Source organism: Gluconobacter sp. Dm-74 (genome assembly GCF_018256135.1).
GTDB lineage: Bacteria > Pseudomonadota > Alphaproteobacteria > Acetobacterales > Acetobacteraceae > Gluconobacter > Gluconobacter cadivus.
In genome coordinates, this window is sequence record NZ_JAERLX010000002.1 from 387,556 (window position 1) to 409,856 (window position 22,301).

Below are 22,301 nucleotides of genomic sequence, written 5' to 3' on the forward strand. Positions count from 1 at the left end.
CTTCCACGGGAAGAGCAGGTATGACAAGCAGCACTCAGCGTCATTTTGAAGCATCGGTCACGAATGGTGGTTTCATTCTGAGAGCTGCGGCTGTCAGCGGACTTCTGCTGCTGTCCGGCTGCTCCCTGTTTTCGCATCAGCACGAAAAACCAGCGATTCCAAAAACAGCTGATGCCGAGACTCTGTATAATTACGGAATCGATGCGCTGCATACGGGCCATTACGAACTGGCTGGTGGCGAATTCGAACTGCTTCAGCAAAATTATCCCTATTCCGGTTTCACTGGAAATGCGGAGCTGATGGAGGGATATGCGTATTACCTTCAGGGCGAATACGCACTTTCGGTTCAGCAGCTCGAACGTTATCTCCAGTTGCATCCGACCAGCCCTGATGCAGCCTACGCCTTCTATCTGCGTGCTCTCTGCTATTACGAACAGATTGCCAATGTTGAACGTGATCAGCAGGGTACGGTCGAGGCACTGGACGCGCTTGAAGAAGTCATCACCCGCTTCCCCCAGACGTCCTACGCCCGCGACGCCCAATTGAAGATCGATCTGTGCCGCGACCATCTGGCTGGCAAAGAAATGCTGGTTGGCCGCTGGTATCAGCAGCAGCGCAACTACGAAGCTGCCATGACACGTTATCAACGCGTCGTGCAGGACTATCAGACGACCAACCACGTTGCCGAGGCTCTTGAGCGTCTCGTGGAAGTCTATCTGTCCCTTGGTCTCAAGGATCAGGCCCGCCAGACGGCTTCCGTTCTCGGCTACAACTATCCCGACAGCCAGTGGTATCGTTATGCCTATAATGATCTTCGGGAGAATAAGCTGCTCAATGGCGATCTCAAGAAGCCTGTCGTCCATCCGGGCCAGCAGGACCATCGTGGATTTTTCTCGCGGATGTGGCACAGCGTCTTCTGATACCAGCCCTTTAAAACTGGTCACACCACTCCCAACATTGCTGTCATGCTGACCCATCTCTCGATCCGCGACGTCGTTCTGATCGAAAAACTCGATCTTGGTCTCGCCCCCGGTCTGACCGTTCTGACTGGCGAGACCGGGGCAGGAAAGTCCATCCTGCTCGACAGTCTGGGGCTGGCTCTCGGAGAACGTGCCAGCGGTGGCCTCGTGCGCTCAGGCGCCACGCAGGCCAGCGTCTCAGCTATTTTCGAAGTCAACGCTCGCCACCCCGTTCTCGCCCTGCTCGACGAACACGGCATTGTCCGCGAAGACCCGTCGGACCCGATCGTCCTGCGACGGATCGTAACGCCGGATGCCCGTTCCCGCGCCTATATCTGTGACCAACCGGTCGGCGTTGGCCTGTTACGTCGCGTGGGTGCCCATCTCGTGGAAATTCAGGGCCAGCACGAACAGATGGGGCTTGCCGATCAGAGTACCCATCTGGATCTACTGGACGCGTTCGGAATTGCCCCGCCGCTCCGGGAGAAAACGGCCAGCACGTTCCGGCAATGGGCCGCAGCACGCAATGCCCTCAAAGCCGCTCGCACCGACATGGAAGCCGCAGCACGCGAGGAAGAATGGCTGCGTCAGACAGTGGACGATCTGGAACGTCTGGCTCCACAGGAGGGCGAGGAAGATGCGCTCGCAGCCACGCGCGTCAGCCTCCAGCGTGATGAACGCCGGGGCGAAGCCGTTGCTGCCGCCCTGTCAGAACTGACCCCCCGTGACCGCCGCTCATCCGCGCCTGCTGCCGCCCTGCGTGCAGCCAGCCGCGCGCTCGCAAGACTACTGCCAGCCCCGACAGAAACGGAAACCCTCTCAGACAGCCACCAGACACAGGCACAGGACGCGCTCGACGCCCTCGGAAAAGCTGAAGAAGCCCTTGCCGAAGCGGAGATGCTGCTGAGCCGCCTTGCCGCAGACACGGAAGGTGATCCGCGCCTGCTGGAAGAAACGGAAGAACGGCTGTTTGCGCTTCGGGCCGAGGCTCGCAAACACAATATTTCCGTGGCCGAACTGCCCGGCTTTCTCGCCGCTCTGAAAACACGACTGAGCGCACTGGATTCCGGTAACGCCGAGCTGGCCCGTCTTCAGACAGCCCTGACCGAAGCCCGTCTGGCCTATGAAGACGCCGCGCGCACCCTCTCTGCCGCCCGCCAGAAAGCTGCCGAAAAGCTCGAAAAAGCGGTCAGCACGGAACTGCGCCCCGTCAAACTGGAACGCGCGCGCTTCATCGTCTCGCTCCTGCCTCTGGAACCCGATCACTGGAACAGTCAGGGCATGGAACAGGCCTCCTTCCTGATCGCTGCTAACCCCGGGCAGTCTCCCGGACCGCTCGCCAAGGTGGCATCAGGCGGTGAGCTGTCACGCCTGATGCTGGCACTGAAAGTAGTGCTGGCAGAACGCTCCGACATCGGCACACTGGTCTTCGACGAGGTCGATTCTGGCGTGGGCGGTGCCACCGCATCCTCAATCGGTGACCGGCTTCACAAGGTCGCGCAAGACGTGCAGGTTCTGGTCGTCACCCATAGTCCGCAGGTCGCGGCGCGTGGCGACCACCATTTGCGAATCGCCAAACGTGTCCGCAACGACCGGACCGAAACACTGGCCGAACCTCTGCCTCATGACGCCCGGCGTGAGGAAATCGCCCGGATGCTTGCGGGCGACATCATTACCGACGCGGCCCGCGGGGCCGCCGACAGCCTTCTTGGACATCAGATTTCATGACCACTGCCCCAGTCTCCGCCGCCGAGCGTCACGCTGAACTCGAAGCGGACCTCGCACGGTGGGACGAGGCCTATCATGGGCGCGACGAACCGGAAGTGTCTGATGCCGTCTATGATGCGGCCCGGCGCGAACTTCTGGCTCTGGAAGACGCACACCCGGATCTTCGATCTGAAAATGGCTTCAGCCAGCGCGTCGGATCGGCACCTGATTCCGCTTTCGGGAAATACCGTCACCTCGTTCCGATGCTGTCTCTCGACAACGTCTTCGACCCGGAAGGCTTTGACGGTTTTGTCTCAAAGGTCGGGCGCTTTCTCGGGCTGGACGAACAACGTCTTCAGGCTCTTCAGTTCGTTGCTGAACCCAAGATCGACGGCCTTTCGATCAGCCTGACCTACGAACACGGCCGTTTCGTCCGTGGCACCACACGTGGAGACGGAATCGAAGGTGAGGATGTCACCGCCAACCTCTTGACCCTGAACGATATTCCGCACGAACTCGCCGGACCTGTTCCTGAACGTCTCGAAATCCGCGGCGAAGTCTTCCTCTCCAAAAGCAGCTTCCTCACCCTGAACGAACAGCAGGTCGCACGCGGCGCGCGTCCCTTCGCCAACCCCCGCAACGCAGCCGCGGGTTCTCTGCGACAGCTGGACGCTGAAATCACCCGCAGCCGACCGCTTTCTCTCTTTGCTTACGCTCAGGGCTACACATCCTCGCCCGTTGCCACAACGCACTGGGGCTACCTCGAAAAATTGCGGAGCTGGGGCTTCAGGGTCAATCCACTCTCCGAAATGATCGCCCATGCCAGCGACATTCCCGCCTATGTCGACAAACTGGCCCGCGAGCGTTCAGGGCTGGACTACGATATCGATGGTATCGTCTTCAAACTGGACGATATCAGCTTGCAGGAGCGGCTGGGTTTCGTTGGCCGCGCGCCGCGCTGGGCCATAGCCTGGAAATTTCCGGCCGAGCAGGCCATCACCCGCCTGCTGGAAATCGAAATTCAGGTGGGCCGTACAGGTGCCCTGACGCCAGTCGCGCATCTGGAGCCGGTGAATGTCGGCGGTGTCATCGTCTCGCGTGCCACACTGCATAACGAAGACGAAATTACCCGCAAGGACGTGCGCATCGGCGATCTGGTCCGCCTGCAACGCGCCGGAGACGTCATTCCTCAGATCCTTGGCCCGGTACCAAGCGAGGAACCGCGCTCAGAACCCTTTGTCTATCCCGATCACTGCCCGGTCTGCGGATCTCTCGCCGAGCGTGTTCATGGGGAAGCCGTCCGTCGCTGCACGGGCGGCCTGACCTGTGAAGCTCAGGTCGTGGAACGCCTAATCCACATGGTCTCGCGCAACGCCTTCGACATTGATGGCCTTGGCGAACGCAGCATCCGCGAATTCCACGACGCTGGATATATCCGCACACCGGGCGACATTTTCCGCCTGCGGACGCATGAAGACGCCCTGCTCCAGCGCGACGGCTGGGGGCGGCTGTCGGTCGACAACCTGTTCCGTGCAATTGACGAACGACGGACGATCCCGCTGGCACGTCTTGTTTTTGGCCTTGGCATCCGACGTATCGGCGAACGCAATGCCCAGCTTCTGGCACGACACTATCAGACTTTCGAAAACTGGCGCGACGCCATGCTGGCCGCCCGCCCGGATTCAGAAGAACGAGCGGCCCTCGGCGCGATCATGGGTGTAGGCGATGCGATTGCCGACGAACTGTCCGCCTTTTTCGCCGAGAGCCATAACATCGAAACTCTTGATGATCTTGCGACGGAACTGACGGAGATCACTCCCGAAGACGCCCCTCAGGAAGGCCATCTTTCGGGAAAAGTCATCGTGTTCACAGGGACCATGACAACCATGTCCCGTCCGGAAGCCAAAGCCATTGCCGAAAGGCTGGGTGCGCAGGTGACGGACAGCGTATCGAAGAAAACGTCTCTGGTCGTCCTCGGTGAAAAAGCAGGCTCGAAAGCCAAGAAAGCCGCCGAACTCGGGATTGAAACCACGGATGAGGACGGCTGGCGCAACTTGGCAGGGCTGTAACAGAACTGCAAAACCAAAACCGTGAGAAAGTTGGTAATATTTCACTTTTTCAGGGTATAACGCCTCCCGCATGTCAGTCCTTCCCTCCTCCCAGCAACAGATCGTTTTCCTCCTGCTGGGCTTAGCTGCCACGGTCGCGCTGATTGGCGTCTCCATCCTGATCTCACTATCGGAGATCTCTTTTGCCGCGGCACGGGATGTGCGCCTTCGTTCCAGAGCCGAAGCGGGAGATCCCCGTGCTGTCGCGTTTCTCAAACTGCGACGCAACAGCGGTCAGGTCATCACGGTCCTTCAGATCTGCCTGAACGCGGTCGGCGTTCTGGGCGGCATCATCAGCGAATCCATGCTGAGCGACCCGATCGCGACGGGGTTTCGTGCGATGGGCACAAGCCCAGCACTTGCCAGCAAGCTGGGTTCGGCCTGTTCCTTTATGCTGATCACCGGCCTTTTCGTCCTGTTTGCGGATCTACTGCCCAAGCGGATTGCCATGAACGCGCCCGACCGGATCGCGCTCAAGGTCGGCTGGTTTCCCGCCATCGCCCTGAAAGTTCTCTACCCGGCGGTTCTGGTTTTCTCGAAAATCTCCGACTGGCTGCTCAAACTTCTCAAGATCCCGGCCGCCGCAACCGTCGAGCCCGTCACGCCTGAAGACCTGCGCGCCATTCTCGCGGCCGGAACAGCCTCCGGCGTGCTTTTGGAAGAAGAGCACCAGATGATCCAGAACGTGCTCGGCCTTCAGGACCGCGCCGTCACGTCCGCCATGACACCACGCGACGAGATCGTCTTTCTGGACGTACAGGAAAGCCCTGAAAGCCAGCGCGACAAAGTGCGGGTCCGGCCCTACTCGCGCTACCCGCTCTGCGACGGCGGTCTCGATAAGGTCATCGGCTCCATTCGCGCAGAAGACGTTCTGGTTGCCGTTGTCGACGAACCCCAGCCCAAAAGCACGGGTCTGACCACCATCGCCAGCCAGATCTTCCGCATGCGCCGCGATGTCCTCTCGCTCCCCGACACCCTGAATTTGTGGGAAACCCTCGCCCAGTTCGAGGCGCATTCGGCAGGCTTTGCCCTGATCGTCAACGAATATGGTCTCGTGGTCGGCCTCATCACCTACAAGGACATCATGGGCGCCCTGATGGACGGTCTGGTGAGCCCATTCGAGGAACAGGCCATCGTCCGCCGCGACGACAAATCCTGGCTGATCGACGGCGCGGCCCCCATCGGCGACGTCATCCGCGAACTGGACATTCCCATGTTCGACGATGCCCAAAACTTTGACACGGTTGGCGGCTTTGTCATGAACCGTCTGCGTCGCATGGCGCGCAAGGCGGACAGTGTGCAATCGTCGGGATTCCGGTTTGAAGTGGTGGACGTGGAAGGCTTCAGAATCAACCAGTTACTGGTGACACGCCTGAACTGACTTCCTCTGCCGGACGCAGGCTGCTTAGATCGTGACATGATCGATCTCAGCCGCTCCGCTCTTATCCTCGTCGATATCCAGAATGATTTCCTGCCCGGCGGTGCGCTTGCCGTACCGGACGGCGATAGCATCCTTGAAGCCGTCAACGCGCTTGCCAGACGCCCGTTCAGGGCAGTGATCGCAACGCAGGACTGGCACCCTTCCCATCACTGTTCTTTCAGCTCTCAAGGCGGTCCTTGGCCGGTTCACTGTGTTGCTGGCACCCAAGGGGCTGATTTTCCTGAAACACTCACACCCGAGCCAATAACGCACATTATCCGCAAAGGCGTTCTGCAGGAGCGGGACAGCTATTCGGGGTTTCTCGACAATGATCGTGCAACTTCAACAGGGCTCGACGGGTTATTAAAAGGTCTCGGCATAGACCGTGTGGTCGTCTGTGGGCTGGCTCTGGATTACTGCGTCATGGCGACGGCGCTGGATGCCATAAGTTGCGGCTATCAAACCGACGTCGTGCCGGAAGCCTGCCGGGGGATTTCCTCTAACCCAACTGCCACATTGGAAAAACTTGAAAAACAAGGCGTTCGGTTGAAAAACCTGAATACCTTCTGAAGGGCACAATCATGCATATAACCCGACTGCTTCCTGCAATACTTGCATGTGCGGCATTCCAGACTGCCTCAGCAGCGACACCTCCGATAACGGCAGATCTGGCGAACACGCAAGGATTCCGGCAGGCCTATCAGGCTATGGTGACACTGCCGTCATGGGTGATGACGGCACATGCGACCTCCGTGCCGGTCAGCGATTTCAGCATTGGGGGCAAGTCTTATCTTCTGGGGCATATGTGCCGCCAGCATGACTGTGCGGCAGAGCAGCTTGAGGTTGTTTTTGCGAAAGACCATTCAGCGGCATGGGGGCTGTTGAGCATCGAACGGGATGGGCCGCTGAAACAGACTTTTCTGGGCGCACCCGATGCCGAGATGCAGAAGGTTCTTCTCAAAGCCTATCTGGATAATAATCCAGCAGACTGAATTTAAAGAAAAATGGAGCGCCAGCCGATGTCTCTGGAATGGCTGGTGCGCCCTGATGGATTCGAACCATCGACCCACAGCTTAGAAGGCTGTTGCTCTATCCATCTGAGCTAAGGGCGCATCAATTGGCCGTTAACTGGTCGGGGCGCCCGGACTCGAACCGGGGGCCTCTTGTACCCAAAACAAGCGCGCTACCAGGCTGCGCCACGCCCCGAACTGGCCGGAACCTAGGATGTCTGGCCGGTCGAGGCAAGAGGGTTTTTTTATTCGCCTTCGCTTCTTACGAGCGGCGGCACGAAAAGCGGTGCTGTGTCCCACGGAAAGAGCACCCAGGTGTCCTGCGCAACTTCCGTCACATAATGATCCGTGAAGGGTTTGCCTTCAGGCTTGGCATAGAGGCACGCGAAAACTGCTTTGGGCAGCAGTTCGCGCACGATACGGGCCGTTACGCCCGAATCCACAAGGTCGTCCACAATCAGGAAGCTTTCGCCATCTCCCGCAGCAACAGGCGGCTTGACGACTTTCGGCTCATGCTGCGTGCCTTCTTCGCCCGCATAGCTGATGACCGAAACGCTCTCGATCAGGCGGCAGCCCATTTCGCGACCAAGAATGGCGGCAGGGATCAAGCCACCACGGGTAATGGCAACGATCCCGCGGAACGGTCCATGCTTTTGCATGAGAGTTGAGGCCAGAAGGCGCGCATCACGATGGAGCTGGTCCCAGGTGACGGTCGCATAATGAACGGTTTGGGGAGTCTGATTGGCTGTCATGATCTTCCTCTGCCTTCCGTCTCGCAATTTTGCAATAAACTTGAGAGATGGAAGTGCCTAAAGTGCCGCAATGATCGATCCGGCCCTGCGCACCCTCCCCGGCCTTCCGGCTCTTATCGTCGGAAGAATTTTCTCACAGCTTTCCGCGACCACCATGACGATCGCCATCGGATGGCAGATCTATGCGCTGACGCATGACGTAGCCTCTCTGGGCTATCTGGGGCTGGCACAGTTCCTGCCCATGATCCCGCTGACATTCGTCGCAGGACACGTTGCGGACCGCTTCAACCGGCGCACCATCGTCCTTGTCTGTCAGATCTGCGAAATTCTCTCTACAGCCGCCCTCGCCGTGGCTGCTGCACTTCACGGGCTGACGACGGGCGGCATCTATGCGTTCGCAGCCTTCTATGGTGTTCTGCGCAGCTTCGAGATGCCCTGCCAGCAAGCATTTCTTCCTGCCATCGCACCTCCATCCCTTCTGCCCCGCGCGCAGGCGCTGCTCTCCTCGCTCTTCATGACAGCATCCATCGTCGGCCCCAGCCTTGGCGGCCTGCTTTACGGCATTGGGCCAGTCGTCTGCTATGGCCTCTCGACCATCGGGTTCGCGGTGGCTTTCTCAGGAACATTCTCCCTGAAGCTGGTGCACACCGTTCCCCCAAAAGAACCGATCACATTCGCTTCGGTCTTTGCCGGTCTCTCTTTTCTTAATCGCCGCCGTGACCTGCTGGGGGCAATTACGCTCGATCTGTTCGCCGTTCTTTTGGGCGGCGCCACAGCCATGCTCCCGGTTTATGCCGACGGCATCCTGCATGTCGGTCCGGTCGGGCTGGGACTGCTTCGCGCGGCTCCGGCGATTGGCGCACTCCTGATGTCCTGGGGCCTGTCCCGTTACCCCCTCAAGGGGCGTGCAGGTCTCGTCATGTTCGTGTCGGTCGTCGTGTTCGGCATAGCGACGATTGTCTTTGGCGCGTCCCACACGGTCTGGGTCTCGATTGTCGCATTGATGATCCTCGGAGCTGCTGACGTCATCAGCGTCGTCATCCGTTCCTCGTTGATCCAGCTTGCAACACCGGATTCGATGCGTGGACGTGTCTCAGCCGTCAATACGCTGTTCATCGGGTCCAGCAACCAGCTTGGCGAATTTGAGAGCGGGATGCTCGGAACGGCGATCGGACCAGAGGCAGCCGTGATCGCGGGCGGCGTCGGCACCATTCTGGTGGCGGCCGCATGGGCGCGGCTTTTCCCGCGACTCTGGGCGCTGGATCGTCTGGAAGACGTCTTCCCCGAAGAACAGTAAAGCCTGAAACGCAAAAAGCTCCCGGAAGGGAGCTTTTTATTGCGGCCGAAGCAGCTTTTCAAAAGAAAGGCTGGCTCCCGAAGTAGGACTCGAACCTACGACCCAGCGATTAACAGTCGCTTGCTCTACCAACTGAGCTATTCGGGACCGGCGAGGTGGTATGTAGCCAAATGGTCGGGGTCGGTAAAGCCCCTAAATGAACTTTTTTTGGAGATTTTTTCGTTTTTCTTCAAAGACCTGAGAAAAACCGCTATTTTCAGAGCTCTTCCCGCCCCCGCGTTGCAAGCTGATCCACGCGTTCGTTGTTTGCGTCGCCCGAATGCCCTTTGACCCAGAGCCATTCAATCTCATGCGGCTTCGCAGCTTCCAGAATACGCTGCCACAGATCCATATTAGCGACAGGGTCCCCAGCCGCATTCCGCCATTTCCGGCGTACCCAGCCCGTATGCCAGCGGGTAATGCCATTCCGCAGATATTCGCTATCCGTATGCAGTGTCACGATGCAGGGGCGCTTCAGAGCCTCCAGCGCCTCGGCGGCGGCCGTCATTTCCATACGGTTGTTGGTCGTTTCGGGATGCCCACCCAGAAGCTCCTTTTCCTGACCGCGACAGACCAGAAGCGCACCCCAGCCCCCCGGGCCGGGATTGGGTTTGCACCCGCCATCCGTCCAGATTTCCACCTGAGGCCGCTCCGCAGAGGCCTCAGACATGGGAAACACCTGCGAAATGCCGCAGGCGCACCAGATAGGCCAGCGGGTCTTTGCGAGTCACGAGCGCATTGGCCGGGGTGTTGATCCAGTCATACAGGCGCGTCAGCAGAAAGCGGATCGAAGCCCCCTGACACAAAAGGGGAAGCGCCGATTTCTCCGCCTCGGTCAGCGGACGAACACTTTCATAACCCTGAAGAAGGGCCGCAGCGAATGACGGCGCAAATGTCTTTTCGTCCCGGAAACACCAGGCATTCAGGCAGATCGCCAGATCGTAAGCCAGAAAATCCGTACAGGCGAAATAGAAGTCGATCAGACCCGACACCTGCCCGTTCTGGAAGAAAACATTGTCCGGAAACAGATCCGCATGGATCTGCCCACGCGGCAGTTCATCCGGCAGAGGCCATGCGCTTTCGATCCGCTGCAACGCAGTCCGCACTTCAGCCGTCAGGCCGGGCGACAGCGCATCTCCACTCTCGCCACAACTGTCAAGCAGCGGCCCCCATGCCGCCGGAGACAGCGCATTCGGACGAACGGCACTATATCCTTCGCCAGCAATATGCAGCCGGGCCAGCGCCTTGCCGAGTTCCAAACACAGCCCTGCATCGAGCTGGGTTGCAGACACACCGGGAAGGAATGTCGTGATGGCAGCCGGACGGTCTGCGAGAGTCCGCAGCGCGGTGCCATTCCGGTCGGATACGGGAAGCGGGCAGTTCAGCCCCCTGCCCGCAAGATGCTGCATAAGCCCCAGAAACCACGGAAGCTCACTGGCATTCACCCGACGCTCGAACAGCGTAAGAATAAAATCCCCCTCCGACGTACGGAGGAGGAAATTGCTGTTTTCGACACCCTCGGCGATGCCATGAAACGAGACCAGAGTGCCGATCGCGTAAGTGCCAAGAAACGCTTCAAGCGTCTCGGCCGCCAGTTCCGTATAGACGGCCATGAGAAATCAGTCTTCCTCGCCAGCCAGCGGACCGGGCAGACGGAAGTTGATGTTCTCTTCCTTGACGATCCGCTCTTCGATCTTGAGCGTGTATTTCTCGGCCAGAGCCGTCACCATCTCCTGCACAAGACTCTCGGGAGCGGACGCACCGGCACTGATGCCCAGCGTTTCCACGCCTTCAAGGACGCTCCAGTCCAGATTCTCAAGCTTCGGCACCAAAAGTGCACGACGCGCGCCAGACCGCTCGGCCACTTCCCGCAGGCGCTGTGAGTTGGACGAGTTCGGAGAACCGATCACGATCACCAGATCACTTTCGGGCGCAATCGCCTTCACGGCTTCCTGACGGTTGGTCGTCGCGTAGCAGATGTCTTCGCGCTTCGGCCCCTCGATGAGCGGGAAGCGCGAACGCAGGATGTCCACGATCTCGGCCGTATCATCGACCGACAATGTGGTCTGCGTGATGAAGGCCAGTTTCGCGGGGTCTTCCGGCTGGATCGTACGGGCTTCTTCCGCATCGTTGATGAGCGTGACAGCACCCGGCGGGAGCTGGCCCATGGTGCCAACAACTTCCGGATGGCCCGCATGGCCGATCATGAGGATATGGAGCTGGTCCGGCCCACCACCCGCGAAGTGACGCTCGGCCTCACGATGAACCTTCGACACCAGCGGGCATGTTGCATCCAGATACAGCAGATTGCGGCGCTGGGCCTCGGCGGGAACGGATTTCGGAACGCCATGCGCGGAAAAAACAACATGTCCGTCCTCGGGAACCTCGTCCAGTTCCTCGACGAAAATGGCCCCCTTGGCCTCAAGCCCCTCAACGACGGTCCGGTTATGGACGATCTCGTGACGGACATAGACCGGAGCGCCATAGCGACGCAGCGCCTCTTCCACGACACGGATGGCGCGGTCCACACCGGCACAGAATCCACGCGGACCGGCAAGCAGGACGCGAAGGGTTGGAGGAGCGCCCACACCATTGGTGCGGGCAGGAGCGAAAGTCGTCTGTTCTGACATGGTGTTCCCCAAGCGGGCGGAGTTCGATATGTAGGACCAGTATCGACCGGATTGCCTCTCGTCGCAACGTCCGGGCTTCTTTGCCGAGCCTCTTTGTAGGAGTTTCTTCAGCTGATGCCAGCCATCCGGCGCTTCGCCTCGCCCCTGTTTGCTCCGGCTTTCGCCCTCCTGGCCCTTTCGAGTCTGGCCGGCTGCGACGAATCCAACCAGAGTTTCTTCGCCCCCGCCTGTCCGGCGCTCGATATCCCAGGATCTGCAGCGGACCAGTTCGTCTATGACGGCAAGAGCGCGGATATCGGAAGCCTCGTCAGCCACGCGCAGATCACATCTCTGTCCGGAGACTGCGAGCGCGGTCCGGAAGGGCCACATGGCCATCAGACGGTCCGCACACGCCTGAGCCTTGCCATGAACCTGACCCGTGGCCCGGCGGCGACCAGCAATACGATCGATGTGCCGTATTTCATTGTCATCATGCGGGACGGCAAGATCGTGGACAAGAAAGTCTTCACGGACACGTTCCGCTTCCCGCCGAATGTCAGCACACAGTCCGTCCGCACGGACCTGCGCCTGATCGACCTGCCAGCCACCGACAACATGGCGCAGGAAAATCCTTATACGCTCGAAATCGGGTATCAGCTGACACACGGCGAACTGGGCTATAACCGCGAACACCTCTCCCCGGTCGCTTTCCACAGCCACACCCAGTAAAAATACCAATGAAAATCGGCGGGGCTGAAGCATCAGCCCCGACATGCAGTCACAGCGAGCTGCTCTGTGCCTGCCATCATTTCGGAACAGAAATACATGGACAATCGCGAACTGACCCTCCGGGGGATTATTCTCGGAGCCCTCATCACGGTCGTCTTTACGGCAGCAAACGTCTATCTGGGTCTGAAAATCGGTCTGACTTTCGGCTCGTCCATTCCAGCCACCATCATTTCGATGGCCGTCCTGCGCCTCATGGGCGGCGGGACCATGCTGGAAAACAACATGGTCCAGACGCAGGCTTCTGCGGCCGGTACCCTGTCCTGCGTGTTTGCAGCCCTCCCGGCCCTCATCATGGTCGGATACTGGCATGAATTTCCGTATGTCATCACCCTGCTGCTGACGATGGCGGGCGGCATGACGGGCGTTGTTTTCACCATCCCGCTGCGCCGGGCCCTCGTGAGCAACTCCGATCTGCCCTACCCCGAAGGCACGGCCTGTGCCGAAATCCTGCGCGCCTCCTCGCCGGAAGGCGATGCCCGGAGCCTCAAATCCCTCACGCTCGGCACCCTTGTCTCGGGTGCTGTAGCGTTTGCCACATCCGGGCTGCGCCTTCTGTCAGACGGATTTTCTGCTGCTACCGTCGTCGGGTCATCGGCATTTCGTCTGAACGGAAGTTTTTCGCTGGCCCTGCTGGGCACCGGCTATCTGGTTGGTATCGGCGGTGGCATTGCGATGCTGCTCGGCGTGTTTCTGGCCTGGGGCGTCATGGTGCCGGTTCTGGGCCACCTCGCCCCCTCAGCCACGCCACTGGCCGACGCCTCGGGACTTTGGCTGCACAAGGTGCGTTTCATCGGTGCTGGCACCATTGCGGTGGCAGCGGTCTGGACGCTGCTCGCTCTTGCCCGTCCGGTCGCACAAGGGTTGAAAGAAGCGCTTTCGGTCACCCATCTGGCCACCGGCGATGACAGCGACCGCGATCTTTCTCCTCGTACACTGATTGGTCTTTGCGCAGGTCTTGCAATCCTGCTCGCTGCGCTGTTCGGCTATTTCCTGTGGCCTGTCATGCCCCATGGTGGCGCTCTGGGAACACTGGTTGTTCTGGGGTTGATCGCCTGTTTCGGACTGGGTTTTCTGGTCGCCAGCGCGTGCGGCTATATGGCTGGTATCATCGGATCATCATCTTCGCCGATATCCGGTGTTGGTATCATCGCCATCATTGTCATTTCGGTTGCTCTCTGGGGGCTGGAGAGCGGCGGTATCCTGACGGTGGACCAGCGCCCGATCGCCATCGCGTTCGGCTTGTTCGTCCTCTCCGCCATCACTGCCTCAGCCGCCGTTTCGAACGATAATCTGCAGGATCTCAAGACAGGCCAGCTCGTCGGCGCGGCGCCCTGGAGGCAGGAAGTTGCGCTGCTTATCGGCTGTGCCGTTGGCGCGATCGTTATCCCCTGGGTGCTTCAGGTGTTGTATCAGGCTTATGGTTTCGTGGGTGCCATGCCGCGTGCAGATATGGACCCTTCGCGCGCACTTGCCGCCCCCCAGCCCGCCCTGATGGCAGCTATTGCAACTGGGATTCTGACGCACCGACTTGACTGGCTGATGCTGGAAATTGGAGCAACCATTGGCATCTGTCTGGTCGTAGTGGATATCGTGCTGAACCGCCGCAACCTTGCTCTCCCGCCACTGGCCGTGGGAATGGGCATCTACCTCCCGGCAGAGGTCTCGGTAACTATCGGGATTGGTGCGGGGCTTGCGTGGCTTCTGCGCCGTTTCCCCAGAGAACAGGGAACGATGATCGCCTCAGGCTTCATTGTTGGGGAAAGCCTGATCGGCGTAGCACTTGCGGCCATGACAGGCGCTACGGGAAGCTCCGATACTCTGGCGCTTCCCGTTCCAGCTCTGTTGAATGCCGGATTAGGATGGGCTGTTTTCTGTGGTGTTCTGCTCTGGTTCGGACGCCGGGTCAGACATTCAGAGTAAATAAATGAAGGCCTGAGTTCAGGCCTTCACCCACCACTGCACAGGTTCCTGTTCGGCAATCTCGGCTTCCGCCACATCCACCACCTGCGGAGCAGGCTCCTTGCGAGGACGTCCAACAGGGCGCGGTGTACGGCGTGCTGCTTCGGCAGCCTGCTCACGCGCCTGATGAAGAGATGCCTTCAGTGTCTGGATCGTGTCCTGATTTTCGCGTAACTCGCGGTTCAGTTCACTGATCTGGATTTTCGCATGGGCTTCGCGCGTCTCGAACGCCTTGAGCTGGCTGCGAATTTCCCCGAGGCTCCGCTCGGCCTCTTCCCAGCGACGCTGTTCACGCTTGACCGACTGGCGAAGACGCTCAAGTTCTTCCTGATCGTCCTGCCCGACATTACGCGCTGCAATTCCACGACCGCCCTGATGTTCGACCACAACCTGCCCGTCGCGGACGAAACGACGACGGCGCTCGGCAGTCGGGGGAACGGGCCTTGACTTGTTTGGAGTGCGTGAGGACGCCCCGGCACCCAGACGGGCCAGAGCCTGTCGCAGTTTGTCTTCTTCGTTAGCCTGATGCTCGTCCTGCATTCTGTATTCTTCAACCAATATGATATTTATGGATTTTCCCCTGCAAAACAGGTCTGCCGAAAAGCAGAAAAGCTGACCGGATTTAAACCCGCTCAGCCGAAACATGTCCTGACAAGGATATGAAAAGTCGACTCGCCTAGAGAAACCCCAGCGTTCTGACGAGGCTTTCCTAGCACTTCACGCCCATTCTGTCATCAGGGCAATAAGCGTTTATTTATATTTTCTTCTCATGCCAACGACCCGGCGACCAGAGAATATCGGTTTCACCATGATTGTTCGCGTGACGCGCAAGAACAAAGAAGTAATCAGACAATCTGTTCAAAAAACGAAGTCCCTCTACCGGCCTCTGTTCAAGAAGCGCAACACGCCGTTCTGCCCGGCGCGCAACGGTTCTGACAAGATGCGCCTGAGCCGCGACGGAACAGCCCCCTGGCAGCACGAAGCTTCTGAGTTCCTTCTGGTGTCGGCGCAGATCCTCCAGCCTGCTTTCCAGCCATACAATGGCTTCCGAAGGCAGGCTGGGGGTACGTTCTGGGTCAGGCAGGCAAAGATCAGCCCCAAGATCGAACAGGCAGGACTGGATCTGACGGATTTCGTCCAGAAGAACAGCCATCCGGAAATCCTGCGCCATGGTACTGCACAAAATTCCCAACTGGGCATTCAGTTCATCAACAGTCCCCATCGCTTCGATCCGGTCTGAAGACTTGGGGACGCGTGTGCCATCCCCAAGAGACGTCTGCCCCCCGTCTCCACCCCGTGTTACGATCTTATCGATACGGATCGTCATGACCTGTCCAATCCTCCGCGCTGGTCTTAGCGGTTTCTTTTGTGCTTCGCGTGATGACCGATGCTGCGATCGCCCATCAGATCACGGGCGCGGGATGTATGATCCGTCAGCATTTTGTCCGTGTCCGTAGCGAGGGTCTTGATGTCCGGCGAGCCGCCCGAAGCCTGAGCCGTCGCGATGGCCTTGCTCAGATCCGGTGTCCGGATACTGACGATATCGCGCAGGAACATCCGGTCGAATGCAGCACCGTAAAGATGGGAAAACGACTCGACATGCTCCTGATCGGCCGCATCAATCTTGGCGGCAACCGTCAGATTGGCGTCTGAGGCGATCTTGGCGACGGCTTTCTGATTGGTCGTGTAATCACCCTGAACGGTCGAACCGAAGGCTTTGACCACGTCACTGTTGCTATGGGTCGCGGCCAGTGTCGCAATGGCGATCTGGGTCTGATCCATCTCATCCACCTGCTGGAGGAACGCCGCATCTGCCGTCGTCAGCTTGTAGGTCGAAGCGACGCTCGGAAGCGCAGGCGCAGGCGGCGCATCGGGAGCGTTACAGGCCGCAAGACCGGCCAGAAGGCCCGCGGACAGACACAGGCGGAGATACGAAACAGTCATCGAAGCTTCCTTTTTCAAACGCGCCTGCCTCGAAAAGACAGGCCGCGACAGACTGACAATGCACTCATGACAGTCTCTCATTCGCTGTTCAGACAACACATGATACATTCACGGCATGTCCGCAAACCCCATCCAGCCCGGTACACCAGTTCTGCTTCGAGGCAGTTTCATTTTCGCAGCCCTCTCTGCAGCGTCCGGCGTCATGCTCGGCGCCCTGTCCTCCCATCTGCCGGACCGATTGTTTGCCGTTCCGGGTGGCAGGGCCATGCTGCATTCCGCAGTGGAAATCCAGATGTGGCATGCTCTCGGGCTTGGTCTGCTTTCTCTGAACGCAGCGCGCCTGTCGCCGCGACTGATCCGCATGGCATGTCTGTGCATGGCGGTCGGCATGGTTCTGTTCTGCGTGCCTGTCACCCTGCTGGCGCTATTTGACCTGAAGCTGGGTCCGGTCTCGATTGGCCGGATCGCGCCTTATGGCGGGACGATGCTCATGATTGCGTGGTGCCTGGCAGCCGTTTCGGCCCTGAAAGTCAGGCCCGGTTTTTTCTGAACTTCCAAAAAATCAAGAAGCCAATGGACTGGACGGCAAGTGCCAGCATAAAACAGGCTACCATGATCCCGGTCAGGATCAGTTGCTCGCGTCCGACCCCTGAGTCGATATGAAACAGGCTGTAGAGTTCCTGCCAGACAGACGTTCCAGCGATATGCTGCGCGGCCTTGATGGCCGGTTGCCAGAAACGGAAGACCGACGCAAAAGCCAGCGTTAACGCCACGAGGATTGCTGTCCGGATCAGGGTTTCCGTAACACTGACTTCACGCAGAGACGCGACTTGCGGGCGGGGTGCTGCTTTTTTCAAACGCATGACCTTTCCTGAAAATTGGGCTTTAATCATCTGTTCCTGTCATTCTGCGTTATGGCATGCAGAGGACAACATCAATGAAAGCCTTTTTCATGAACCGTTCCCTTCTTGCCGCCGGCCTTGGTCTGGCCCTGACTGCAACCCTTCCGGCACATGCCGCGTCCACAACGCCAGCAGTCCCCGCCCCAAAACTGACCGAAACATCCGCACCGCCCGTCGCCGAACCCTATCCCGATACGGCAGTGGCGCACGAGCAGGTAGAACAGGCCTTCGCGCTCGCGAAGAAAACGCATCGTAAGGTTCTGCTCGATTTTGGCGGCAACTGGTGCCCGGACTGCAAAATGCTCAGCGGTATTTTCGCACTACCTGATGCGGCACGTTGGCTGGACAGCCAGTTCGTGGTGGTGCCGATCAATGTCGGACGCATCAACACCAATCTCGATCTGGCGGAACGCTATGGCGTGACCATCAAGGCCGTCCCGACCGTCATTATCGTCACGCCGGAAGGCCATGCCCTGAACGGCGACGGCTCCAAGGCGCTTGGCAACGCCCGCAGCATGTCACCGCAGGCTGTTCTTGACCTCATTTCTGATTGGAACAAACGCGGATAAGTCCTTGAGGCTCCGGCTTTTTTCCGGAGCCTTACTCTATCCTTAAAGCGCGAGCACCTGCTCGGCTTCATGGACGACTTCAGCGAGCACATCTGCTTCAAACGGAGAGGTCAATCCTGCTTCGGACACGAGTTGCGCGAACGGTTTCGACCCACCTTCGGCGCAGAGCCTGCGGTAGATTTCCAGCGTCCCTTCCCGGTCCAGACGCGACCCCAGCCAGAGTTGCAGCGCACAGCACTGTGCTAATGCATAGTCGATATAATAAAACGGCAGCCGGTAAATATGGAGCTGGGCCTGCCAGCGGCCACCCTTGGCCGGATAGGCCAGATCGCCCCAGTCCCGCCAGGGCATGTAGAGTTTCTCAAGCCGCTCCCAAGTCTGATGCCGTTCTTCTGGCGTCATGTCAGGATGGGCATAAATCTCATGCTGGAAGTGATCCACACAGACGCCATAGGGAAAGAACGACAGCGCATCAATCAGATGCATGCGCCGATATCGTTCTGCCGCGCCATCCTCGACCAGTTCTCCAATCTGCGGCCAGCTCAGGAACTCAAGGCCCATGGAGTGGATTTCCGCCGCTTCCATGGTCGGCCAGAGTTGATCTATCCACGGCAGATCACGGCTTTTCCAGTTCTGGAACGCATGACCCATTTCATGGGTGAAAACGCCGATATCGTTATGGGTGCCGTTGAAATTGGCGAAAATATAAGGCGTCCCGACCGTCGGAAAAGACGTACAAAAACCGCCTCCCGCCTTGCCCTCTCGGTTTTTCAGATCGAGATACCCAAGATCGCGCATCTGGACATAGAAATCCGTCATTTCGCCTGATGGGTCGAGGGCGCGGAACATGGTTTCCGCACGGGCCACCAGCAGGTCATGATCGCCTGCAGGCTCCGGATTGCCCTGAAGGTCAATCAGAGCCTCATCCCACGCCATCACCTTGTCCCAGCCCATTTTCAGACGACGACGCTCCATGAGGGCGCTAATCAGGGGCGTGACATATGCCAGAACCTTTTCCCGAAAGGCTGCGACCTGCTCGGGACCATAATCTGTCCGGCGCATCCGGCGATACCCGAGTTCGATATAGTTATCGAAACCAAGGGTTTTCGCCATCCGGTCCCGCAGAGCGACCAGTTTGCCGTAAAGGGCATCCAGTTCAGCGCCGTTCTGCTCGAAAAAATCCCAGCGCGCCTTCTCCGCCGCATGACGGACATCCCGATCCATGCCCTGAAGATAAGGCACCAACCCCGACAGGTTCAGGACTTTCCCATCAAAAGCGATTTTCGCAGCCGCCAGAAGCGCCGTGTATTCCCCTGAAAGACGGGCTTCCTCTTCCAGATCTGTACTGATACGCGGATCGAACGTGGTCGTATCAGCTTCCCAGAGCCGCACCACATGCGACGTTACAATGGCTTCAAGACCCGCGCGGTCGGGATCAGCCAGAAGACGCTTCTTGACCGTCACCTCATGATCGGTTGCGACCGGAGACAACCGATCCGCATAATCCCGATCTGCCTTGGCGGTCTCATCCTGTGTATTGCGCGAAAATTGCAGATGAACGTGCGATGCCCACGACTCATACTCGCGTCGGACAGCATCAAAAGCCTTCAGGGCTTCCACCCGGTCCCCGGCATCCAGCAGAGACGCGATGGCCTCGTAGCGCACCTTGAGCGACTGCTCGTCAGGCCGGGGGAAAGACAGTTCGGAAAAGGGAGGGAGTGTCTTCGTCATGATGCAAGTCTGACACTCCCCCGCTTCTGCGTCCATGCCCTGCTTTTGTTGCCGTCAGACGGGGCGGATCTCGTCCACAAACTGGGCAATACGGCGGCAGGCTTCTGCAAGCTGTTCATCGGACGCTGCAAAAGACAGGCGAAGATACGGGCTATATCCGAACGCCGAACCCGGAACCGTCGCGACATGTGCTTCTTCAAGAAGGGCTTCCGCGAACGCCACATCCGTCTCCAGAAGACGCCCCTGCCCGGATGTTCTGCCAATCAGCGCTTCAATTCCCGGATAGGCATAAAACGCCCCTTCCGGCATCACGCAGGTCAGTCCGGGCACGTTCTGCAAGGCACCGACAACCAGCGCCCGACGTCGCTCATACGTCGCCAGCATGTGTGCAATTCCGTCGGAATCTCCATCAAGAGCGGCCACCGATCCGGCCTGTGCCAGCGTGCAAACGCCCGACGTGGAATTGCCTTGAACGGCAACCATGGCCTGAATTAGCGGCACAGGACCACAGGCAAACCCGACGCGCCATCCCGTCATGGCGTAGGCTTTCGCCATCCCGTTCACGATCAGAATCCGATCCGCAAGATCAGGTGCAACGTTCAGTAAGGAGAGGTGTTTTCTGCCGTCGAACGTCAGATGCTCATAGATCTCGTCGCTCATCACGAGAACATGCGGCGCCTTACGCAGCACATCCGCTATGGCTTCAAGGTCTTGCCGTTCCAGAATGGCACCGGTCGGGTTGTTCGGAAAATTCAGAACCAGCCATTTCGTGCGCGGCGTAATGGCTTCGCGGATGGCCTCAGGATCAGGACGAAAGCCTTTCTCTTCCCGGCATCGGATTTCGACCGGAATCCCGTCCAGCATCCGGGTAATCAGCGGATAACTCACCCAGTACGGCGCAGGAATGATGACCTCGTCGCCAACTTCCAGCGACGCCATCAGTGCATTGAAGATGATCTGCTTGCCGCCATTCGCGACCATGATCCGATGAGGCGCAACGTCCAGTTCGTTATCACGCCTGAATTTGCGGATGATGGCATCGATCAGCGGTTTCTGTCCGGGGATCGGCGGATAACCCGTATCCCCGGCCTTCGCGGCTGCATAAGCGGCTTCAATCGCCTCTGGAGGAGACGGAAAATCCGGCTGCCCCAAGGCAAGTGAAATGACATCCGCGCCCTGCGCCCTCAGTTCACGGGCGCGGGCAGCCATGGCGATCGTTGCAGGCCGGGGCAGGTCCGCAAGACGTGATGCGATGGTAAAACTCATGAAAGACCCTGACAGAACTTCTGGATCCGGGTGCAGGCTTCAACCAGAAGATCCGTGCTGGTGGCATAGGAAATCCGGAAATATCCCGGGGTCAGGAACGCCGTTCCATGCACGGCCGCCACGCCGGTTTCTTCCAGAAGAGCCGTTACGAAAGCCTCGTCACTCTCAATCAGACGACCGCCCTTGCTGGTCTTGCCCAGAACGCCAGCAATGGACGGAAAAGCGTAGAACGCCCCTTCAGGGAGAGCGCAGGTCAGACCGGGTGCATCATTGAGCATGCCGATCACCAGATTGCGCCGCTCCTGATAGACCGCCACCATCTCCGAAATGAAATCCTGCGGGCCGGATACGGCCTCCTGCGCTGCCGCCTGCGCGATGGAACAGGGATTGCTCGTGCTCTGTCCCTGCAGCTTGATAAGCTGTTTTGTGAACTCCACCGGCGCTGCGGCAAACCCGATCCGCCAGCCTGTCATGGCATAGGCTTTGGAGACACCATTCATCGTCACGGTCCGGGACCGCAGACGCGGCTCGACCTGCACAACGGTCTTGGCAACAGCCCCATCATACAGGAGCTTGGCGTACATATCGTCCGTCAGGATCCAGATATCCGGATAGTCCAGCAGGACATCCGTCAATTCCTTCAGGGCTACCTCGTCATACGCCGCCCCTGTCGGATTGCAGGGCGAATTCAGGCAGAGCCATTTCGTGCGAGGCGTGATGGCCGCACGAAGCTGTTCTGCCGTCAGGCGAAAGCCATTTTCGGGGGCCGTCTGGATAATGACAGGCGTTCCATCGGCCAGCGTTACGATGTCGGGATAAGACACCCATGCAGGAGCCGGGATGATGACCTCATCGCCTGCGTTCAGGGTCGAGACCATGACATTATAGATAACCTGCTTGCCACCCGTGGAGACGCAGATTTCTTCAGCCTTGTAGTCCAGATCGAAATCAGCGTTCAGACGGGCCGCGACGGCCTTGCGCAGTTCAATCGTGCCCGGAACATCCGTATATTTTGTCTTGCCGGCCTCGATCGCCCGGATTGCCGCACGCTTGATGAAATCGGGCGTATCGAAATCCGGCTCACCCGCAGAAAGGCTGATGATATCACGGCCCTCTGCCTTGAGGGCACGGGCTTTCTGGGTCACGGCAATCGTCTGACTGGGAAGAATGCGGTTCAGACGGTCGGCAATAAAGGACATGACAGGGTTCCGGATCATTTCGATGGCACGATCCTAGGCAT

Annotated in this window: 22 protein-coding genes and 3 tRNA genes; 11 read left to right on the forward strand and 14 right to left on the reverse strand. The window is 58.9% G+C overall.

All coding sequences use genetic code 11. The features are described 5' to 3' along the window. Positions 1 to 20 precede the first annotated feature (20 nt). From JK208_RS04970 to JK208_RS04995, 6 genes are all read left to right on the forward strand, one after another. Positions 21 to 920 (forward strand): outer membrane protein assembly factor BamD, encoded by a 900-nt coding sequence (locus tag JK208_RS04970; RefSeq protein ID WP_211564056.1) that lies wholly within the window; start codon positions 21 to 23, stop codon positions 918 to 920. 45 nt (positions 921 to 965) lie between these two features. After that, positions 966 to 2,687 carry a DNA repair protein RecN gene (recN, locus tag JK208_RS04975; protein ID WP_211574556.1) on the forward strand — a complete coding sequence of 574 codons (1,722 nt, stop codon included), beginning with the start codon at positions 966 to 968 and terminating at the stop codon, positions 2,685 to 2,687. Further along, positions 2,684 to 4,735 carry an NAD-dependent DNA ligase LigA gene (gene ligA / locus JK208_RS04980; RefSeq protein ID WP_211574557.1) on the forward strand — a complete coding sequence of 684 codons (2,052 nt, stop codon included), beginning with the start codon at positions 2,684 to 2,686 and terminating at the stop codon, positions 4,733 to 4,735. The genes recN and ligA overlap by 4 nt, the downstream gene beginning before the upstream one ends. Before the next feature lie 70 nt (positions 4,736 to 4,805). After that, positions 4,806 to 6,155, forward strand: coding sequence for a hemolysin family protein (locus JK208_RS04985; protein WP_211574558.1), 1,350 nt, complete (start codon positions 4,806 to 4,808; stop codon positions 6,153 to 6,155). A 36-nt stretch (positions 6,156 to 6,191) separates the two neighbouring features. Next, positions 6,192 to 6,764 (forward strand): nicotinamidase, encoded by a 573-nt coding sequence (locus JK208_RS04990; protein WP_211574559.1) that lies wholly within the window; start codon positions 6,192 to 6,194, stop codon positions 6,762 to 6,764. A gap of 11 nt (positions 6,765 to 6,775) precedes the next feature. Next, positions 6,776 to 7,186 carry an Ivy family c-type lysozyme inhibitor gene (locus JK208_RS04995; protein WP_211574560.1) on the forward strand — a complete coding sequence of 137 codons (411 nt, stop codon included), beginning with the start codon at positions 6,776 to 6,778 and terminating at the stop codon, positions 7,184 to 7,186. Between the two features lie 43 nt (positions 7,187 to 7,229). Here JK208_RS04995 and JK208_RS05000 read toward each other — a convergent pair. The 3 genes from JK208_RS05000 to gpt all read right to left on the reverse strand — a co-directional run bounded on the left by JK208_RS05000 (position 7,230) and on the right by gpt (position 7,956). Next, positions 7,230 to 7,306, reverse strand: a tRNA-Arg gene (locus tag JK208_RS05000). Between the two features lie 17 nt (positions 7,307 to 7,323). After that, positions 7,324 to 7,400 (reverse strand) — tRNA-Pro (locus JK208_RS05005). A gap of 49 nt (positions 7,401 to 7,449) precedes the next feature. Beyond that, positions 7,450 to 7,956: a xanthine phosphoribosyltransferase gene (gpt, locus tag JK208_RS05010; protein ID WP_211574561.1), complete on the reverse strand. Its 507-nt coding sequence runs from the start codon at positions 7,954 to 7,956 to the stop codon at positions 7,450 to 7,452. A gap of 70 nt (positions 7,957 to 8,026) precedes the next feature. On the opposite strand from gpt, the gene JK208_RS05015 reads away from it, so the two are divergent. Continuing rightward, positions 8,027 to 9,253, forward strand: a complete 1,227-nt coding sequence (locus tag JK208_RS05015; RefSeq protein ID WP_194262156.1) for an MFS transporter — start codon at positions 8,027 to 8,029, stop codon at positions 9,251 to 9,253. A gap of 71 nt (positions 9,254 to 9,324) precedes the next feature. Here JK208_RS05015 and JK208_RS05020 read toward each other — a convergent pair. From JK208_RS05020 to ispH, 4 genes are all read right to left on the reverse strand, one after another. Beyond that, a tRNA-Asn gene (locus JK208_RS05020) sits at positions 9,325 to 9,400 on the reverse strand. 109 nt (positions 9,401 to 9,509) lie between these two features. Next, complete coding sequence (gene rnhA, locus JK208_RS05025) at positions 9,510 to 9,962, reverse strand: ribonuclease HI (RefSeq protein WP_211574562.1); 453 nt, start codon at positions 9,960 to 9,962, stop codon at positions 9,510 to 9,512. Beyond that, a complete protein-coding gene (locus JK208_RS05030; protein ID WP_211574563.1) occupies positions 9,955 to 10,905 on the reverse strand; it encodes a homoserine kinase in 951 nt (316 codons plus the stop codon). The genes rnhA and JK208_RS05030 overlap by 8 nt, the downstream gene beginning before the upstream one ends. A gap of 6 nt (positions 10,906 to 10,911) precedes the next feature. Next, positions 10,912 to 11,922, reverse strand: a complete 1,011-nt coding sequence (gene ispH / locus JK208_RS05035; protein ID WP_211574564.1) for a 4-hydroxy-3-methylbut-2-enyl diphosphate reductase — start codon at positions 11,920 to 11,922, stop codon at positions 10,912 to 10,914. 114 nt (positions 11,923 to 12,036) lie between these two features. Between ispH and JK208_RS05040 the strand changes: the two genes are divergently transcribed. Both JK208_RS05040 and JK208_RS05045 read left to right on the forward strand, forming a co-directional pair. Continuing rightward, the gene (locus tag JK208_RS05040) at positions 12,037 to 12,630 is read left to right on the forward strand and encodes a hypothetical protein (RefSeq protein WP_194267824.1); all 594 of its coding nucleotides are present in this window, start codon (positions 12,037 to 12,039) and stop codon (positions 12,628 to 12,630) included. A 96-nt stretch (positions 12,631 to 12,726) separates the two neighbouring features. Beyond that, positions 12,727 to 14,610 (forward strand): OPT family oligopeptide transporter, encoded by a 1,884-nt coding sequence (locus tag JK208_RS05045; RefSeq protein ID WP_211574565.1) that lies wholly within the window; start codon positions 12,727 to 12,729, stop codon positions 14,608 to 14,610. A gap of 18 nt (positions 14,611 to 14,628) precedes the next feature. Here JK208_RS05045 and JK208_RS05050 read toward each other — a convergent pair whose 3' ends face one another. The 3 genes from JK208_RS05050 to JK208_RS05060 form a co-directional block, all read right to left on the reverse strand. Continuing rightward, positions 14,629 to 15,189 (reverse strand): hypothetical protein, encoded by a 561-nt coding sequence (locus JK208_RS05050; RefSeq protein WP_194262161.1) that lies wholly within the window; start codon positions 15,187 to 15,189, stop codon positions 14,629 to 14,631. Positions 15,190 to 15,403: 214 nt separating this feature from the next. Continuing rightward, positions 15,404 to 15,976 (reverse strand): cob(I)yrinic acid a,c-diamide adenosyltransferase, encoded by a 573-nt coding sequence (locus JK208_RS05055; protein ID WP_211574566.1) that lies wholly within the window; start codon positions 15,974 to 15,976, stop codon positions 15,404 to 15,406. A gap of 26 nt (positions 15,977 to 16,002) precedes the next feature. Continuing rightward, a complete protein-coding gene (locus JK208_RS05060; protein ID WP_211574567.1) occupies positions 16,003 to 16,593 on the reverse strand; it encodes a DUF4142 domain-containing protein in 591 nt (196 codons plus the stop codon). Positions 16,594 to 16,708: 115 nt separating this feature from the next. Here JK208_RS05060 and JK208_RS05065 point away from each other — a divergent pair, with 115 nt between their 5' ends. Further along, positions 16,709 to 17,143: a DUF423 domain-containing protein gene (locus JK208_RS05065; protein WP_211574568.1), complete on the forward strand. Its 435-nt coding sequence runs from the start codon at positions 16,709 to 16,711 to the stop codon at positions 17,141 to 17,143. On the opposite strand, the gene JK208_RS05070 is transcribed toward JK208_RS05065, so the two are convergent. Beyond that, positions 17,124 to 17,456 carry a hypothetical protein gene (locus JK208_RS05070; protein ID WP_211574569.1) on the reverse strand — a complete coding sequence of 111 codons (333 nt, stop codon included), beginning with the start codon at positions 17,454 to 17,456 and terminating at the stop codon, positions 17,124 to 17,126. The two genes, JK208_RS05065 and JK208_RS05070, sit on opposite strands and share 20 nt — an antisense overlap. Positions 17,457 to 17,545: 89 nt before the next feature. On the opposite strand from JK208_RS05070, the gene JK208_RS05075 reads away from it, so the two are divergent. After that, positions 17,546 to 18,064, forward strand: a complete 519-nt coding sequence (locus JK208_RS05075; RefSeq protein ID WP_228125435.1) for a thioredoxin family protein — start codon at positions 17,546 to 17,548, stop codon at positions 18,062 to 18,064. A 42-nt stretch (positions 18,065 to 18,106) separates the two neighbouring features. On the opposite strand, the gene JK208_RS05080 is transcribed toward JK208_RS05075, so the two are convergent. The 3 genes from JK208_RS05080 to JK208_RS05090 are packed head-to-tail and all read right to left on the reverse strand — an operon-like array spanning position 18,107 to position 22,260. Beyond that, the gene (locus tag JK208_RS05080; RefSeq protein WP_211574570.1) at positions 18,107 to 19,795 is read right to left on the reverse strand and encodes a M3 family oligoendopeptidase; all 1,689 of its coding nucleotides are present in this window, start codon (positions 19,793 to 19,795) and stop codon (positions 18,107 to 18,109) included. A 54-nt stretch (positions 19,796 to 19,849) separates the two neighbouring features. Beyond that, the gene (locus JK208_RS05085; RefSeq protein WP_211574571.1) at positions 19,850 to 21,061 is read right to left on the reverse strand and encodes a pyridoxal phosphate-dependent aminotransferase; all 1,212 of its coding nucleotides are present in this window, start codon (positions 21,059 to 21,061) and stop codon (positions 19,850 to 19,852) included. Next, positions 21,058 to 22,260 carry a pyridoxal phosphate-dependent aminotransferase gene (locus tag JK208_RS05090; RefSeq protein ID WP_211574765.1) on the reverse strand — a complete coding sequence of 401 codons (1,203 nt, stop codon included), beginning with the start codon at positions 22,258 to 22,260 and terminating at the stop codon, positions 21,058 to 21,060. The genes JK208_RS05085 and JK208_RS05090 overlap by 4 nt, the downstream gene beginning before the upstream one ends. Positions 22,261 to 22,301: the final 41 nt, after the last annotated feature.